Genomic DNA, 17,964 nt, shown 5'->3' with positions numbered 1-17,964 from the left:
CAGCTTTTGAAAACCTGTCCTATTCCATGCGCCATCCGTCCCGAATGGCTTCTGCCATCTGTACTGCCCGTTTATTTTCCTTCACATCATGCACCCGGACAAACGCGCATCCGCTTAACACCGCCTGTACGGTGGTAACCAGTGTTCCTTCCATCCGTTCCTCCACCGGAAGCTCCAGCGTAAGGCCGATCACAGATTTTCTGGAAGTTCCCAGAAGCAGCGGAAATCCCAATTGGCGCAGCTCTTCGATTCTGCAGATGGCTTCTAAATTATTCTCATACGTCTTTCCAAATCCCACCCCCGGGTCCAGGATGATTTTATCTTCCGCAATTCCTGCTTCTCTGGCAATTTCCAGAGTTTCCTGCAGATCTGATTTCATCTCTTCCATAAAATTATGGTAATTTGCTTCTTTCCGGTTGTGCATCAGGCAGCAGGCCGCTTTTGTTTGGCTGATAAGCCCTGCCATATCCCTGTCATACTTCAGTCCCCAGATATCGTTCACCAGGTCTGCTCCGGCCTCCAGACAGGCTCTTGCCACTTTTTCCTTATAAGTATCCACAGAAATTGGAATATCAAATCTGGATTTTACCTGGGTGACCACCGGAACAATCCGCTGAATCTCCTCTTTCTCCGTAATCTGCTGATGGCCCGGCCTGGTAGATTCTCCGCCGATATCAATAATATCCGCTCCCTCCGCAATCATCTGCTCCACATGGGCAAGAGCCAGATTCAGACGGTTGAATTTGCCTCCGTCGGAAAAGGAGTCCGGCGTCACATTCAAAATGCCCATCACATAAGTATGTTTTTCTGTCTCAAATATTCTGTTTCCAATCTTCATGTTTTCCTCCCATTCTAACAGAAAATTCCCTGATTTCTTCTGTCCTTACTCCAGTTGCACTGTGCTGCGGCGCTGCAGAAAAAGCAATTTCTGGAACGATTATCCGCTTCTTTGATCAAATGAATCAGCTCATCCTTCTGAATACTCCGGTGTCCGGTATCTCTGGACGGGCCTTGTTCTCCCCATTCCCGGTCTGCGGCCGTGCTCTTTCCCGCTCCCCGGTGGGCTGAAATTGCCGCTAAAATCTCCTGCCACTCCTCTTTCGGATACTGAATCCGGGCCAGCAGCTGTTCTGCAAAGGCTGCGCCCGCCCTGTGATGGGGAATGCCCTGTTTGGCTTCTGAACGCCTGCCAAGATCGTGGAGAAGGGCTGTGAGATAAATTTTCTCCTTGAGGGCTTCCCCGGGCTTTCCTGTCCCTGTCTGTCCCCGTTCCAACGCCAGAATCCAACCGATCCGGGCCACATCCAACGAATGGGAAAGCCCGTGCCTGCAGAAAATCCGTTCTGCCTCAGCCTGTTCCAGTTCTTCCACCCATTGCAGATATTCCGTTTCTTCCAATAAACGCTTCACATATTTCATATTCTGAGTTCACACCTTATCTGCCCATCATCCGCCAGAATTCCTCCTGGAGTTCTTTCTCTTCTTCGAACTTTCCTCTGGTTACCAGGGTTACGGTCTGGGTTCCCGGCTTCTTCACACCGCGCATGGTCATGCACATATGCTCCGCTTCCACCATTACCATCACCCCTTTGGGCTGCAGATACTCCATCAGTGCGTCTGCAATCTGCACTGTAAGCCGTTCCTGAAGCTGAGGACGTCTGGCATAGACCTCCACCGTCCGGGCCAGCTTGCTCAGCCCCGCCACTTTTCCGTCAGGAAGATAGGCAATATGGGCTTTTCCATAAAAAGGCAGCAGATGATGCTCACAAGTGGAATAGAACACAATGTCCTTTTCCAACACCATGCCGCTGTCCTCCACAGAAAAAGTCTTATTCAGGTAAGGCTCAGGCGTCTGAGTCAGACCTGCAAAAATTTCCTCATACATTCTTGCAATTCTTTTCGGCGTCTCTTTCAGCCCTTCCCGGTTTACGTCCTCCCCAATTCCTTCCAACAGAAGGGCAACCGCCCGTTCTATTTTCTCTTTCTCTATCATAACCTGTTTCTCCTTACAATTTCCCTGATTTCTCCCAGATAGGACAGGGAACCAAAGGCCAGAATCATGGCTTTTTCTCCCGCTGTCTTACTTTTTGCACAGGCAAACGCCTGCTCCAACCCTTCTGAAACTGTCCCGCAAAAGCGGACATCTGAATGGTACGCTTCTGCCCGCTCTGCCAGCAGCGCTCCGTCGAATGCCCTGGGATGATTCGGCGTCACAGTAAACACCTTCCAGGCCAAAGGCATCATAATTTTCAGTATTTTATCATATTCCTTATCTGCAAGTACCCCTATTATATAGATTATTTTGTAATTTGTAAAACCCATTTTCAAAGTTTCCCGCAATTTTTTCGCCGCATCCTCATTGTGGGCCCCGTCAATCACAACCAGAGGCTCCCGGCACAGCCTGGAAAATCGGCCCTCCCACCGGGCCTGTTCCAGTCCCTTTTTCACCTGCTCATTGGTGATTTTCCATCCCTGTTTTCTTAAGAGTTCTATGGCCTTTATGGCGCATATGCTGTTTTCTGTCTGATACGCCCCTGTCATGGACAGACGGAGCTTCCCATAGTCTCCATAGGAAAAGCACAGGAAATTCTGTACCGTATCTTCTGTCTGTTCTTTCCCCTTATCGAAAGAAACGCCGCTCTCCACATGAACGTCCTCCGCCTTCTCTTTCTCTGCATAGACAAGCTCCGTATGCTTCTTTTGACAGATCTCCTCCAGAACTTTTCTCACCTGCTCCTGCCTGGGCCTGACTGCCGCCGCAAAGCTGTTTTCCTTGATAATTCCGGCTTTCTGGCGGGCGATCTCCTCAATGCTGTTTCCCAGAAACTTCATATGATCCATGCTGATGGAGGTCAGAACGCTGACGGAAGGTTTCCTTATTATATTGGTGGCGTCCATAGCGCCTCCCATTCCGGTTTCCAGCAGAACGGCCTGACAGCGGCGCCGGTAAAAATACAGAAAAGCCGCCGCCGTTTCCACCTCAAAAAGAGTGGGATACACTCCTCTTTCTTCCATTCTGTCACAGGCTTTCTTAATATCCGTCATCAGTTCCGCGAATTCCTGCTCAGACACAGGCTGCCCGTTGACCTGATACTGCTCTCTTCTTTCGAAAACCGCCGGAGAGGTATACATTCCCACCCGGTAACCTGCTTCCTGTAAAATAGAAGAAATCATGGCGCACACCGAGCCTTTTCCATTGGTTCCCGCCACATGAATCACAGACAGCCGCTCCTGCACATTTCCCAGCTCCTGCATCAGTTCCCGGATGCTGTCCAGTCCCGGAACGCTTCCCAGCTTCTCTCTCTCTTTCAGAAATTCCTGCGTTTCTTCCTTTGTTAAGATACGGTCTGACATATTCTGTTCCCTCCAAAATAACCGGCAAGAAGTATCCGGTGTTCTAATATATTTATAAAGAAATTCTTAAATTTTATTGCCATATGTATAATTTTTGTGTTTTCAGTTGACTTTTTCAAAAAAATGAGATAATCTTTGCTATGGAAAAAGCAGATTCATATTTTGTTTACAATTAGTTCATAAATGGAATTTTAATATAACTTAAGGATGGTGACACAATGTTTCATACTGCAAAAAACACTTTACAGAAAATCAGGACAAAATACAAGGCTTTTCGTGAAAAAAGAAGAGCCCGGGAGAAAAAGCATTTTTTGAAGCCGGAACAGAAGGAAAAGCTGGTGGCTTTTCTCAATCGCTACTCTTTGATTTTCCATTATCTTCTGGCCTGCAGCGTCTGCTTTGTAATTGAAATCATTTCCCGGCATTCCTTTGTCAGCGCATTTATATTTATTTTTGACCGGGGCCTGGTATTTTTGTATAACTCAATGATTGTATTTACCTCACTGCATCTGGTGTATTTCTTCCGCCGGAGGGCATTGATGCGAACCATTATCAGTGTGGCCTGGCTGTTTCTGGGAACCATCAACGGATGCATTCTGGCAAAGCGGGTCACCCCCTTTACCTACACCGATGTAAAGCTGATTAACGACCTGTTTACCATGCAGAGCAATTATTTCAGTAACGGAGAAGCCCTTGCCGTGATTCTTCTGGTGGCCTCCGTTCTGGCAGGAATTATCATTCTCTGGAAAAAAGGACCCAAATATCAGGGCAGGCAGAACCGTTTTGCAAGCATCGGAGCCATCGGCCTGTTTGCATTCTTCATTCCCATGGTAACCCAGGCGGCTGTCAACAACAATGTTCTGGCAGACTATTTTGAAAATATCGCCCAGGGATATGAGGACTACGGCTTTGTATACAGCTTTTCCGCCAGCGTAATGGATCAGGGCATGAGAGCTCCCCAGGATTACTCACAGGAAACCGTGGATACGGCTCTTTCCAAAGTGAATCCGGAGGCTTCTGATTCCAGTGAGCTTCCCAATGTCATCTGCGTGCTGCTGGAATCCTTTATTGACCCGAAAGAAATTAACTTCTTAAACTTTTCGGAGAATCCGACGCCTAACTTTGATCATCTTTACAGCAATTACTCTTCCGGTTATCTGACCGTTCCGGTGGTAGGAGCCGGAACCGCCAATACCGAGTTTGAAATTTTAACCGGAATGGGCATGAAATATTTCGGATTAGGGGAATATCCCTACAAGACAATCCTGAAATCCACCTCCTGCGAAAGCGTTGCTTCCGACCTGGGAAACAACCTGGGTTACGGCACTCATGTGGTACATAACAACGGCGGCAATTTCTACAGCCGGAAAAATGCATTTACCCAGATGGGCTTTGACAGCTTTATCAGCAAGGAAATGATGAATATTCAGGAATATACGCCTCTTGGCACATGGCCCACTGACAATATTTTAATCGGTGAAGTGGAAAAAGCCTTAGATTCCACCGAACAGCAGGATTTCATCTACACCATCACCGTACAGGGACACGGGGCTTATCCCACAGAAAAAGTCATTGAGAATCCGGAAATCACCGTAACCGGCGCGGAAAATGAAGCCAAAAACAACGAATGGGAATACTATGTGAACCAGATTCACGAAGTAGATAAATTTATTGCCAATCTCACCGATATGCTGTCGAAAAGAGATGAGAAAACCGTAGTTGTATTCTTCGGAGACCATCTGCCCACCATGGGACTTAAGGACGAGGATACCAAAAGCCAGAGCATTTTCAATACGAAATACGTTACCTGGAACAACTTCGGCATGAAAAAAACAGATCAGGATTTAACTTCTTATCAATTGCTTGCAGCTATCATGGATCAGGCGAACATTCATGAGGGAACTATGTTTTCCTTCCATCAGAACAGCAGCTATCAGCTCACAGAGGAGAATTCCAGAGACATGGAACTTCTGCAGTATGACATCCTCTACGGCAAACGGTACGCATACCAGGGAGAGGACCTCTATCCTGCTTCCAATCTGCAGATGGGCGTACAGGATGTGACGCTGGAGCGGGTGGAAGCCTTAGACGACGGCTTACATATTTATGGAACAAATTTCACTCCCTGGAGCAAAGCATTTGTAAATGGAGCACGGGTTTCCACTTCCTTTATCAGCGACCGTGAACTGAAGATATCCATGAATAATTTCGAGGAAGGCGCCAACAGCCTTGTGGTCAACCAGATGGGATCATCCGAAACCATTTTCCGCTCCTCCAATGAGATTTCTTATCTGAAACCTGTTATGGAGCAGCCAGAGCCTTCGGAGGAGCTGCCGGTGGATGACACCACAGAGAACACCCCCAGCAGCATTGATAAAGCTGTAAACGGCGGCCAGCAGGACGAACCGTCTCAGACGGACGACAGTGACGCTCCAGATCATCCAGCCGACCTGGACGAAGAGGAAAACGGTGACCTCAATCTTACAGAATAAAACGACAGACCGGAATTGGAAATACTTTTAAAAGAAAGGGCAGATTTACACACAGTACTTCCTGTGATAAATCTGCCCTTTCTCTTCTTCTCTTTCAACGGCCCGCAGACATGCTCTCTCACAGGCCCATTGCTTATCTTTTTATAAATACATACATAGATTCATCAGACAGGCTTTCCTCATACCGGTATCCCAATCCCTGAAATTCCCTGATTTGCTCTGTGTGCTCCACTTTATTCTGAGCCAGAAAACGCACCATCTCTCCCCGGGCCATTTTTACCTGGGTTCCCTTCTCCACTACTTTTCCTTCTTTCCATTCCCCAAACCGGCAGGTGAGAAATTTATCCTCCTGCGACAGATAGGGGGTAATGCATTTGCTGTATTCTTTGGAGGCAAGATTCAGGATCACTTCTCCCTCCCTGCGGATCTCACGGTATATCTTAGCTCCCCAATAATCATAGAGATTCCTGTAATGTTCCAGGCGAACCGGCGCCTGCATCTCCAGACGATAAGGCACAATCCCGTCAAAGGGCTTTAACAGTCCGTAAAACCCTGAGAGTATGCAGAGATGGTTCTCCACATACTCCCAGGACTGATCCTCAAAGACCGCCGGCGCCATATACTGATATTGGATTCCCTCATAGGACAGAAGGGCCGGCGTCAGATGCCTGGACAAATCCATCCGGGCAAACCGTTCATAATTGAGGGCCGCAATTCTGTCATTGCAGTTCCAGAGCTCCTTCGCCTGCTGATACTCCAGTTTCTTCATAAACTCCTTCAAGTATTCCGCTTCCTGCAAAAACACCGGCATTCCGCGGCACTCCAGGGTATCTGTGTCCTGTTTCATTTTCTTTGCAGGAGAAATGATAATTTTAATCACTTTCGGCTCACTCCTGTTTCTTATCGTATATGCTCTGCCAGATTGGGATACAAATCCCCGGGAACATATGCTTTCACATAAATCCCGTCTTCCCGGTATTCTTCCTTAAGAAGCTCTCCGTACTTGCGGATTGGGGGAATCTGATTTCCCTGCTCATAGGGAAATACGCCTTCTAACAGCTGTTTATCCTCCCGCAGAATTTTCTCCAACGTCTCCAGAAAATCCTCCATGCCCTCTCCTGTTTTCACAGAAACCTTCAAAGCCCGGTCTGCCCGCAGATCCCGGAACAGTTCCCGCTCTGTCACTTTATCCTGTTTATTAAACAATGTAATCCGTTTCTTTCCGGATACTCCCAGTTGTTCCAAGGTCTGGTACACAATCTGCATCTGCTTCTCCCACTGGGGATTGGACGCGTCAACCACATGGATAATCATATCTGCGTATTTTGCTTCTTCCAGGGTACTGCGGAAGGCTTCAATCAGATGATGGGGCAGCTTGCGGATAAAACCTACCGTATCCGTCAGCAGGATTTCCTGGCCGCTTTCCAGTTTCAGATTGCGGGTGGTAGGATCTAAGGTGGCAAAAAGCTTGTCCTCCTCCAACACAGAAGCCTGGGTCAGCCGGTTCAGCAGCGTGGATTTGCCGGCATTGGTATAACCCACAATGGCGGCTACTTTCACACGGCTCCTTTCCCGCTGCCCTCTGGTAATTTCCCGGTGCTTCTGCACCTGCTTCAGCTCCCGGTTCAGCTGAGAAATTCTGTTCTTAATCAATCTCCGGTCCATCTCTAATTTCTTCTCTCCCGGCCCTCTGGTGCCGATACCGCCTCCAAGCCTGGACAGAGAAACCCCCAGTCCCGTAAGGCGGCTCATGCGGTATTTCAGCTGGGCAAGCTCCACCTGGATTTTTCCTTCGCTGGTGGAGGCCCTGGCTGCAAAAATATCCAGAATCACCAGCGTCCGGTCCATCACCTTGCATTCCAGTTCCTGCTCCATATTCCGAAGCTGCGCCGGCGACAATTCATCGTCGCAGATAATCCCGGTGGCTCCCCATTCTGTAATGATCTGACGCAGCTCCTGTAATTTCCCTGCGCCCAGATAGGTGCCCGGATGAATATGCTCCCTGCTTTGTATCACGCTTCCCAAAACTTTCGCTCCGGCGGTTTCTGCCAGTTCACCCAGTTCGTCCAGAGAATCCTCCGTGTCGTCATCCTCCCGGAGGCTTATTCCCACCAGAATCACCTGCTCTGTTATTTCTTCTATCTCAAATGGCTCTGTATTTTTTCTCGTTTCGATAATTCTGTAATCCTCCTTCTATCCTGTTTCGTATCTGCTGCAATTCTACTGCTCCAACATCAGATCCAGTATGGAAATGTCCTCTTTTTTAATGGTTATTTTCACCGGCTTTGTCATTGTAGAATAAACCCTTGCACCGCTTTCGTTGGTACAGTAGGAAACAACCTTATAATAATAAGTCTGTCCCGGACGGGTGGTTTTATCCCGGTAAATGGTCTTTGCGGTTGTGGCAATCAGCCGGTAACCGCTGTTTTTCTTATCTGAACGGTAAATCATGTATCCTTCGGCATTCTTTGCCGCTGTAAAGGAAATAACCGCCCGTTCTTCTGAGGTATTCCTTACCTTCACTTTAGTGGCTGCTTTTACGCCTGTAAAGGTGCAGACTGCCCTTGCCGGCTTGGAAAATCCCACGCTGCAGGCATTATTTGTATTCTGCGCACCCCCAGAAACGGCGCGGACCACATAGTAATAGGCCGTCCCCGCTCTGGGCCCTTCCCTCAGCGTTGCTTCCGCAGTTTCCAGAACTCCTGCCGTATCCTTGACATACTGATGAAAAGCCCCTGTATCTTTGCTCAAAGCCAGTTGTTCCTCGGTTTTCGGCACCAGGCCCTTCACCGTTACTTTTTTATCTCTGACTTTTGTGCCTGTAATTTTGGAGCTGATCACTGTATTTTTTGCATCGTACAGCGCCGGAACGATCTGTCCGGACGCGTCTGCTGCATATCCGTAAACCTCTTCGTTCTCATAGTCATAGCTGACGGTTCCGTCCTGGGCCACCTGGACGTCTTCTGGTTTCACCTGCAAAGCCCCTTCTGTTTTTAATTTTACCGATTCCACCAACACTGCTTTATCCAGATCTACCCGGTAAGTCTTGCTGTCAGCGTCATAGGTATAATCATTTGAACTGCAGCGGTACACCTCATAGTAGTCCGCCCCGCTTACGCTGCTCCATGACAGGCTGATTCCCGCTGTATCTGCTTTGGCTCTGACATTTTTCACAATCCCCAGGGTAGGTTCTACGGTAAATTCCGCTCCCTTTGCCGTAAGCTGCTTTTTCTTGGTATAGGGATAAATCCGGTAGGTAACCGGAGCCTTTTTGGCCTTCACTTTCGGTAAAATCACCTTCGTTGCAGAAGCCTTTAATGTTTTATAAGTTTTATAATTCCCCGCCGCATCTTTTTTCTGGACTTTGTACCCCTTAATGCCGGTCATCTTGCTCCAGGCAACGGTAAATTTGCCGGAAGAGGTATAGAAACTGCCGGTAAAATCCATGTTCGCATTGGAAGAAAGCAGCACGTCTGCACGCTCCTGCAGACAGCTCTCCTGCCCGTCCTTTTCCCAATAGGCGCACACAACGTAAAGATACTGTGTTCCGGCGGTCAGCTTCTTATCTGTGTAACTGGTCTTAGAAGCCTTTTGGGTGGCCACCAGGGTAAAATTCGCAAAGTTGTCTATGTATCCGCCTTCTGTTTTGGTATAGCCGCTGCTGATGGTATCGCTGCGGTAAATCCGGTAGCCGTCCACCCCTTTCACAGCATTCCAGGTCAGCTTTACTGAATCTGAGCCTTTCGCCTCCGCCTTCAGCCGCAATGCGCTGCCAAAGGTATTGGCGCCTGCTTTCTGCCACTTTGTATAAACGGTTTTCTTGGACAGCCGGTTAAAGGCATATCCGCGGACACGGTAAGAATAGGTAACTCCCGGCGTTAAGCCGCTGTCTTTATAGGAAGCGTCTCCGGTCTGTTTTGCCAGCTTGACCCATGCGCCGTCCACTTTTTTCTGAAATTCAAAACCGGTTGCCCACCCTTCTTCCAGAGAGGGGCAGAGCGTAATGCTGTCCTCTGTGACCACCGTATTCACCAGGCCCATCTCTATCTCCGGAAGCCGGCAGGCCAGGGTTTTGTATCCCGAAAATCTGCATTCCGCAGTCTCTGACTCTTCCAGGCGGTATCCTTTGTTATAAATCCGCGCCCGGATATACACAGTCTCTCCCGGAGAAAAATAGCCCAGATAAGTACGGTAAATCTGGTCTGTCCCCTGATATCTGTGGTATCCCTTTGTGGTATGCCCGTCGCCTGCCCGTACCGACTGCAGGATCACATCCCCGGTCCGCTCCGCTTCAAAGGCAAATTTCGTCCCGCTGTTTTTAAAATTCTTGTTGTTGGAATACTCCACCCGGAGATATTCTGTATCCTGCAGCCTGGGCGTCAATACCTGAAATTCATAATACCCGTCTGTCTGCCGCAGAAAAGAAATGCCGCTTACAGACGTTACGGTTCTTGCAGTTCCCGGGGTGAGCGCCGCCGTCATGCTGGCGGGAGATGATTCCGCAAAATGATAGTAATAATAAAAACTCTGCTCATCATCCATAAAAAAACCGTCGCTCTCTGCAGCCAGCTTCGGATCTGCCCCTTCAGAAATACCCGTCAGATAAATTCTCCGCTCCGAATGTGCGGTTACCTGTATGGCGTAAGCCCGATCTGTGACGCTTTCCACCTGCTCCAGAGACACCTGTCCCTGTTTTGAAGTAAGGCTTGCCGACCCTTTACCGGTAACGGCGTCTGTCACCTCAATCTGATACTCGTCCGCCAGCTCCAACGGCTGCCAGGTCAGCATTCCGCTGGACGCGTCATAAGATAAGCCCTGCACTGAGGGCAGCTGAGCCTCCGGGCCGCTGACAAGGGTCAGATTTTCCGGCACAAAATTTTCAGCAGGCTCCGGCGTTTCTTCTGCCGCTTTCGAAAGAGGTTTCCCGCTGCTTTCTGCAGGCTCCTGGAACCGGCCGCCTCCCGGCTCCTGCTGCGCCTCTCTTTGGGCCGGCATTTCTTCTTCCAAACTGCCGCCTTCCTGAAACTGATTTTCATCTGGCTCCTGCCGAACTGCCGCATCAAATAAACGCTCCTGCGTCTCTGCCGGTTCCTGCTGATTTCCTGCTGCAGCCGCCTGCAGAATACAGGGCTCTCCCAGAACAAGCGCAGCTGCAAGAACCAGCCCGGAGATTCTTTTTACATTTTTCAACGAAACCACCTCCTGATTATTATAGTCTTTCAATGGTAGTGTAACATGAAATTATTTACTTCACAACAACATCTGGAAAAACAATTATTGACATATGTTAATAATTGTTTTATACTGTAACAAGCGTATCAAACACGCTTTGAACTGTTGCATCGGAATCAGACAGAATTCAGGAGGAACTGATATGGCCCGTCCCAGTAAACCCAGAAAAGTATGCAGAATGCCCATCTGCACCCGTTTTTTTGCCGGCGGGGCTGACCCGTCGGCAAAAAACCAGGGGCTGCAGCTCAGCATTGAAGAATATGAAATCATAAGGCTTTTGGACTATCAGGGGCTGACCCAGCAGGAGGCCGCTGCCTGGATGGGAACCGGACGCACCACAGTTCAGGCGCTGTACACACAGGCCCGGCGGAAACTGGCCCGCTTTCTGGTAGAAGGTTCTTCCCTTACCATTGACGGCGGCAGCTATCAGATTTGCACCAGTTCCCAGGGCTGCCTGAGAAACGGCAATCATAGCAGAAAAGGAGAATATTTTATGAAAATTGCAGTTACTTATGAAAACGGAGAAGTATTTCAGCATTTTGGACATTCCAGTCAGTTTAAAGTATATGAAGTGGAAAACGGAAACGTAATATCTTCTGAAATTGTAGACACCAACGGGCAGGGACACGGAGCCCTTGCAGGATTTCTTATGGGCGGCGGCGTAGATGTGCTGATCTGCGGCGGAATCGGCGGCGGCGCAAGAAACGCCCTGGCTGAAGCAGGAATTGAACTGTATCCCGGGGCTACCGGAAACGCAGACGCTCAGGTAGAATCCTTCCTGAAAGGACAGCTTGTTTATAATCCGGATACGGTATGCTCCCACCACTCCCACGAGGAAGGACACAGCTGCGGAACTCATGGGTGCGGTTCTGAGGGATGTCATTAAATCTGACAGCAGGTGAAAATCAATAAGCCTACCTCGCTAACCTGGCCGGTTACAGGTAGGCTTATTCTGATCATAGCTGGAGGCTAACCACTTTGCGGGCGGCTGCTCCTTTTCTATAAAAAAACATTTCTGTATCTGAAAATCATCGGCATTTTTAATGCATTCTTTTACTTCCCTTCGCTGAGGCTTGCAGTGAATTTGTCAAAGGATTTCTGGCCTGCTTCATCTCTCTTATAAACTCCGGCATGTTCCAGTACTTTGCTGAATACCAGCGCGATTTCCTTATGTAAAATATCCATTACATTTTCTTTCGTCACTTCTTTGTATTTGGGAAGGAACTCTTCGGTCCAGTCTGCATGTTTGCTGATGCTTTCCTCTGCACGGATGTCTTTTTTATTGACAATGGCCAACGCCAGAGTTTCCATTTCCTCTTTCAGCCGGGCCGGAAGAACCGCAAGACCCATCACTTCAATCAGGCCGATATTTTCTTTTTTGATATGGTGCAGCTCTGCATGGGGATGGTAAAGTCCCATGGGATGTTCTTCTGTGGTGATATTGTTGCGCAGCACCAGATCCAGTTCGAACAAATCTCCCCGTTTTCTGGCAATGGGCGTAATGGTGTTGTGAGGCTCTCCCTCTGTTTCTGCAAAAATAAATGCGTCTTTGTCGGTATAGCCTCTCCAGGCTTCCAGTATCTTATCTGCAAGGGCAATCAGCCTGTCTGTATCCTCTCCGGCAATCCGAATCACGGACATGGGCCATTTTACAATGCCTGCCTTCACATCCTCAAAGCCCTTTACTGTAAATTCCCGCTCAACGGGAGCTTTTGCCATGGCAAATTCATAGCTTCCGCCCTGGAAATGGTCGTGGCTTAAAATAGAGCCGCCCACGATAGGCAGATCCGCATTGGAGCCCACAATATAATGGGGGAACTGCTTAACAAAATCAAAAAGCTTGCAGAATGTGCCGTGTTCAATTTTCATGGGAATATGCCTGGAATTAAACACAATACAGTGCTCATTATAATACACATAGGGAGAATACTGGAATCCCCAACGGCTGTCCTGGATCGTAACCGGAATAATCCGGTGGTTCTGTCTGGCCGGATGATTGATGCGGCCGGCATATCCTTCATTTTCCACACACAGCAGACATTTGGGATATCCGCTCTGTTTTGCATTTTTGGCCGCCGCAATGGCTTTAGGATCTTTCTCAGGTTTGGAAAGATTGATGGTAATATCCATCTCACCATAAGGAGTCTGGGCTTTCCATTTCACATCTTTTGCAATTCGGTAGCGGCGGATATAGTCGCTGTCCTGGCTGAGATGATAATAGAAATCTGTAGCCGCCCTGGGGCCGTCTCTGTGGTAAATATCCCAGAATCTTCCAATCACGTCGCTGGGGCGGGGCATCAGCTTTGCCATCAGCTTCGTATCAAACAGGTCACGGTATACCACGCCGTTTTCTTCCAGTACGCCGTGCTCATAAGCGTAGTCTAACAGTTCCTTTAAAACAGATTCCAGATCCACATTTCTGTAGGTTTCTTCCGGTTCTTCGTATTCGTCTATCTGTAAGGTTTCCAGCAATTGGTTGGTGGTGAAAATAATGTCCTCTTCCCCAACCAGGCCGTGCTCTAATCCGTAGCAGACTAATTTCTTGATAGCTTCGTTAATCATAAGGGGATCTTCCTTTCTTTTTAATCTAAAACTTTTATTCCGCCGAAGGGACGTACCTTCAGCACATGGCAGGAGTCCTCGCCGTAGAGGTTATCCAGGGCTTCTCTGTACTCTTCCACAAAATCATCTGCCACAAACGCCTGAATGGTTCCGGCAAATCCGCCGCCGTGCACACGGCTTGCCCCATGGCCCGGGAGGATGGAGTCGCTGACTGCAAGGCCCATGGAAACGCTCTGGTTCTGCACGTCTTTATTGGTGTAAATATTCTGAAGATACTTGAAGGAAGAATCACCGGATTCTTTCACGGTATCCAAGAATTTCTGGAAGTCTCCGGCTTTTAAGGCTGCAACCTCCCGCTCCACCCGCTTATCTTCCTCAAAGAAATGCAGGGCCCGCAGCACCGGACGATCGCCGCATTCCTTCCGGACGCCGGGGATATTTTTATAAAATTCCGCTATATCCACTTCTCTTAAAAATTCTTTTCCGAAAAATCCTGCCACCTTCTTCATTTCCTGGGGAATCATGGCATAATCATCGGTTAAATCCGCATGAGAGCCTTTTGTGTCTGTAATACAGAGGCTGTGATGATAAGAGCTGAAATCCACCTCCACTTTCTCCACCACAGGATGCTCCGGATCTGCAAAATCAATATGTATCAGGCCGCCCACAGAACATGCCATCTGATCCATCAGGCCGCAGGGTTTGCCGAAATACACATTTTCCGCATACTGAGCCACCTGCGCAATCTCCACCGGACTGACGGACATCTCATTGTACAAACCGGAAAGGATGGTGCCTACAAGCACCTCAAAAGCTGCAGAGCTTGACATTCCCGCCCCGTTTAACACGTTGCTGGTCACATACGCCTGAAATCCTCCGATCTCATGGCCGTTTTTCTTAAGGCCGTAAGCCATTCCCCGAATCAGGCCGGCAGAGGTGCCTTCTTCCGCATCCCGCTTTTCTAGCTGGGCAAGATCCACGGTAATCATGGGATACCCGTCTGACAAAAGCTTAATCACAGGCTCTTTGGACTTGCGCACCACTGCAATGGCATCCAGATTAATAGATGCTGCAATCACCTCTCCATGCTGGTGATCTGTGTGGTTGCCTCCCACTTCGCTTCTGCCTGCCGCACTGTACAGTTCTGCTTCTCCCGCTCCAAATAATTCTTCAAACTTGCGGATTGCCTCCTGATAACGCTCATTCTGGTAATCCAAAACGCCCGGGTCCACATAAATCTCTTTCAGACGTTCCTGATGCTTCTCAGCCGCAAATTCTTCCAGTAATACTTTTGTTTCTTTCATTGGACTTTGCCCGCCTTTCTTATTTTATTTGCACCTTTTCAGGTTCTTTTCCATGGTTCTATGGATATTATAATTGCTCTTTAGTAAACAGTCAATATTTTTAGTAAATTTATTTAGAAATTTCTGATGCAAAATTCCTGCTCTTTCGATTATGCTTCGCCTATTACTCCGGCGGTTAAATATTCTGCTGTTACAGATATTTAGTAAATTTACTATGAAACAGAATCTTGCGGGAGGATAAAAAAGCGCAAACTACCCCTATAACAAGATTTTGCTTCAAAAATTATGATTAAGCTGGCTGTGTCTCCATGGCTTCAGGCACTTCCCAGCCTAATGCTTTTAACTTCTTCAGGTAGGCGTTGATCTTGCGTTCCTTATTGAACTGGTTGTAATAATCCGCCCCTAAATCCTGAAATGCAACTCCATCTTTAAGGATGTGGTATATGGCGATCAGCATGGAGTGGGCAACTGCCACATATGCTTTTTTGCTCCCCCTGTGGGCGCTTATCCTCTGGAACTGCGCCCGGAAATAGGAGTTCTTCACTTTGACCGCAGAATGCGCACATACAATCAATGTTGTCCGCAGCAGATGATTGCCTTTCCTGGTCTTTCCGGTCCTGCGTTTTTTGGCGCTTTCATTATCACCGGGGCAGAGTCCCGCCCATGAGGAAATATGGGCATCTGTAGGAAAACGTTCCATGTCTGTCCCGATTACGGAAATGACTGCCTGCGAACTGCTGATACCCAATCCGGCAACATCCTTGATTGCATCGACTGCCTGCTTTTCCTCCGGCTTCATATGGCTGTCAATGTCATCATTCAGATGTTGGATATGGGCATCCAGTTCGTCCACATGTTTTAGGAGTTCCTTCATCATTTTCCTCTGCAATGGTGACATAAAACCGTTCAGGTCATCGATGATCTGCTCCTTTGAGGCTTTGAGGTTATGCGCGATTACTTTATTATCATACATTTCATCATATTTGGAACTGTCAATTGCAGTTCCTGAAAGGATGGTGTCTATAATGCTGCGTGCGCTTTTCCCATTGATATCTGCAATCGTTCCGGAAAGCTTAATGTTGGCTCCTTCCAGCATCTTCTGCAGCCGGTTAAGCTCCCTGGTACGGTCCTGGATCAGGCTCCTGCGGTAGCTGACCAGTTCACGCAGCTCCCGTTGATCCCTGCCCGGGATATAGCTTGGCTGTAAAAGTCCGTGCTGTAAAAGGTCGGCGATCCATTCGGAATCCTTTACATCCGTTTTTCTGCCGGGAACGGCCTTCATATGGCGGGCGTTCACTACCATGGCATTTAAGCCGGAGGATTCCAGGATGTTATACAGTGGCTTCCAGTAGGAAGCGGTGCTTTCCATAGCGGCCATCTGGCATCCGCCTTTGGCCAGCCAGTCAGCCAGCTCCAGGAGCTCCCTGGTTGTTGCACCAAACTCACGCACTTCCTGCTCTCTGCCATGGATAAAGCAGGCAACCATAAGTTTTTTGTGCACATCAATACCACAACAATTGTCGTAAACTTTCTTCATAACGGCACCTCTTTCCGAGAAAATTTATGGCACGGTTCTCTGTCTGTTGATATTTTACTATGCGTCCTTTTGCCATGTACGGCTGGACAGGTGGTGGTGCAAATGAGAGAACCACAAATCAGTTTACTATGCGGGCTGTCAGCCCAAAATGAAAACCGATCTTTGCCGATAAGATAATTATAGTTCATCTTTGCAGCTAAAGAAATAAAAACTCTCGGCTTGCCCCTGTTTCATGCGCAGTGGTGCCAACGCGGGGCATGGGGGTTTACTATGAAAGCCCTCTGGCTTCCATAGTATGGATGGCCATGGGGCCCGCCAGACGGCAGGCTGAGTATGATGGCAGTTTACTAAATTAACAGTTCCATTTTGTGATTTTTTTTGCTATACTGTTTTCAGGCAAGTTCCAAAGCTCCTGCCGGAGGCAGGAATTGGAAAATCGTTTGGGAGGAATTTATGACAACCATCAAAGACATTGCAGTATCCGCAGGAGTTTCCCCGGCTACTGTCTCAAGAATTTTAAATAATGACACCACGCTGAACGTCTCTCCTGAGACGCGTCAGAAGGTTCTGGATACCGCCCACACCCTGAATTATAAGAAAAAATCCAGGACGTCCAGTAAATCGCTCTACACTCTGGGCATTGTCCAGTGGTTTTCTCCCCAACAGGAACTGGAGGATAATTACTACCTGCTGATCCGCCAGGGCATTGAAGATTTCTGTATGCAGAACTGCATTCATGTGCTCCGGACTTATAAAGCCGACGTGAATTATATGGACGCATTGAAAAACGTAGACGCGCTGGTTTGCGTGGGGAAATTCAGCAGCGAAGAAATTGCCCGGTTCCGCGCCCTGACAAACAGCATTATTTTTCTGGATATGCCGGTGGAGGACAGAAATGTTTCCACAATTACAATGGATTTCGCAGACGCCATGAACACAGGGCTGAATTACCTGACCTCTCTGGGACACAGACGCATTGGATTTCTAGGCGGAAAAGAATATCTTGCAGACGGCACGCTGTTTCCAGATGTGCGCAGACAGCTTTTCTGTGATTACTGTCTGGAACACGGCCTGACCTTTGAAGCTTATATACAGGAGGAATCTTTCACCACTGAATCCGGTTATCGGATGATGAACCGGCTGTTGGAGCAGGAAACTCTCCCCACTGCCGTAATTGCCTCCAGTGATCCCATTGCCATCGGCGCGCTTCATGCGTTAAACGACAAAGGGTTCCGGGTGCCTGACGACATTTCGCTGGTGGGCTTTGACGATACCAGTCTGTCCGCCTTTACCGCGCCGCCTCTGACTACCGTCCATGCCCCGGCTTACGATATGGGAAATTTCGGCGCAAACATTGTTTTTCATATCTTAAAGCAGCAGCCGGCAACTGCCATGAAGATTCAGCTTCCCTGCAGACTGGTGGAGCGTCAGTCCTGCAGAAAATTACAGGGTACGGTCTGAAAATTTCATTTTCCGACCGTAC

General features: G+C 48.4%; 13 protein-coding genes. 3 read left to right on the top strand and 10 right to left on the bottom strand.

Annotation, left to right across the window (positions count from 1 at the left end; all coding sequences use genetic code 11):
• Window positions 1–19: 19 nt before the first annotated feature.
• The 4 genes from folP to ACTO17_RS03695 are packed head-to-tail and all read right to left on the bottom strand — an operon-like array spanning window position 20 to window position 3,354.
• On the bottom strand, window positions 20–838 hold the full coding sequence (gene folP, locus ACTO17_RS03710) for a dihydropteroate synthase (RefSeq protein WP_482556939.1): 819 nt from the start codon (window positions 836–838) through the stop codon (window positions 20–22).
• Window positions 839–852: 14 nt separating this feature from the next.
• Window positions 853–1,419 (bottom strand): HD domain-containing protein, encoded by a 567-nt coding sequence (locus ACTO17_RS03705; RefSeq protein WP_482556938.1) that lies wholly within the window; start codon window positions 1,417–1,419, stop codon window positions 853–855.
• A gap of 16 nt (window positions 1,420–1,435) precedes the next feature.
• Window positions 1,436–1,993 carry a GTP cyclohydrolase I FolE gene (gene folE, locus ACTO17_RS03700; RefSeq protein ID WP_172539007.1) on the bottom strand — a complete coding sequence of 186 codons (558 nt, stop codon included), beginning with the start codon at window positions 1,991–1,993 and terminating at the stop codon, window positions 1,436–1,438.
• Window positions 1,990–3,354, bottom strand: a complete 1,365-nt coding sequence (locus ACTO17_RS03695) for a bifunctional folylpolyglutamate synthase/dihydrofolate synthase (protein WP_482556937.1) — start codon at window positions 3,352–3,354, stop codon at window positions 1,990–1,992. The genes folE and ACTO17_RS03695 overlap by 4 nt, the downstream gene beginning before the upstream one ends.
• Before the next feature lie 218 nt (window positions 3,355–3,572).
• Between ACTO17_RS03695 and ACTO17_RS03690 the strand changes: the two genes are divergently transcribed.
• Complete coding sequence (locus ACTO17_RS03690) at window positions 3,573–5,846, top strand: LTA synthase family protein (protein ID WP_172535542.1); 2,274 nt, start codon at window positions 3,573–3,575, stop codon at window positions 5,844–5,846.
• 133 nt (window positions 5,847–5,979) lie between these two features.
• On the opposite strand, the gene yaaA is transcribed toward ACTO17_RS03690, so the two are convergent.
• From yaaA to ACTO17_RS03675, 3 genes are all read right to left on the bottom strand, one after another.
• Window positions 5,980–6,726, bottom strand: a complete 747-nt coding sequence (gene yaaA / locus ACTO17_RS03685; protein WP_482556936.1) for a peroxide stress protein YaaA — start codon at window positions 6,724–6,726, stop codon at window positions 5,980–5,982.
• Between the two features lie 20 nt (window positions 6,727–6,746).
• Complete coding sequence (gene hflX, locus ACTO17_RS03680) at window positions 6,747–7,958, bottom strand: GTPase HflX (RefSeq protein ID WP_482556935.1); 1,212 nt, start codon at window positions 7,956–7,958, stop codon at window positions 6,747–6,749.
• Window positions 7,959–8,066: 108 nt separating this feature from the next.
• Window positions 8,067–11,036: a fibronectin type III domain-containing protein gene (locus ACTO17_RS03675; RefSeq protein ID WP_482556934.1), complete on the bottom strand. Its 2,970-nt coding sequence runs from the start codon at window positions 11,034–11,036 to the stop codon at window positions 8,067–8,069.
• A gap of 184 nt (window positions 11,037–11,220) precedes the next feature.
• On the opposite strand from ACTO17_RS03675, the gene ACTO17_RS03670 reads away from it, so the two are divergent.
• Window positions 11,221–11,964 carry a NifB/NifX family molybdenum-iron cluster-binding protein gene (locus ACTO17_RS03670; RefSeq protein ID WP_482556933.1) on the top strand — a complete coding sequence of 248 codons (744 nt, stop codon included), beginning with the start codon at window positions 11,221–11,223 and terminating at the stop codon, window positions 11,962–11,964.
• Window positions 11,965–12,131: 167 nt separating this feature from the next.
• Here ACTO17_RS03670 and galT read toward each other — a convergent pair whose 3' ends face one another.
• From galT to ACTO17_RS03655, 3 genes are all read right to left on the bottom strand, one after another.
• Entirely contained in the window at window positions 12,132–13,640 is a 1,509-nt protein-coding gene (gene galT / locus ACTO17_RS03665; RefSeq protein WP_482556932.1) for a UDP-glucose--hexose-1-phosphate uridylyltransferase, read from the bottom strand.
• Between the two features lie 20 nt (window positions 13,641–13,660).
• The gene (locus ACTO17_RS03660) at window positions 13,661–14,944 is read right to left on the bottom strand and encodes a galactokinase (protein ID WP_172535537.1); all 1,284 of its coding nucleotides are present in this window, start codon (window positions 14,942–14,944) and stop codon (window positions 13,661–13,663) included.
• Between the two features lie 289 nt (window positions 14,945–15,233).
• Window positions 15,234–16,481 carry an IS110 family RNA-guided transposase gene (locus ACTO17_RS03655; RefSeq protein WP_482556931.1) on the bottom strand — a complete coding sequence of 416 codons (1,248 nt, stop codon included), beginning with the start codon at window positions 16,479–16,481 and terminating at the stop codon, window positions 15,234–15,236.
• A 453-nt stretch (window positions 16,482–16,934) separates the two neighbouring features.
• Between ACTO17_RS03655 and ACTO17_RS03650 the strand changes: the two genes are divergently transcribed.
• The gene (locus ACTO17_RS03650) at window positions 16,935–17,942 is read left to right on the top strand and encodes a LacI family DNA-binding transcriptional regulator (RefSeq protein WP_172535536.1); all 1,008 of its coding nucleotides are present in this window, start codon (window positions 16,935–16,937) and stop codon (window positions 17,940–17,942) included.
• The last annotated feature ends 22 nt before the right edge of the window (window positions 17,943–17,964 follow it).

The sequence above is a fragment of the Petralouisia sp. genome, from assembly GCF_056822245.1.
Note: the sequence above shows the minus strand (reverse complement) of the source record. Positions and strands in the feature narration are given on the sequence as shown.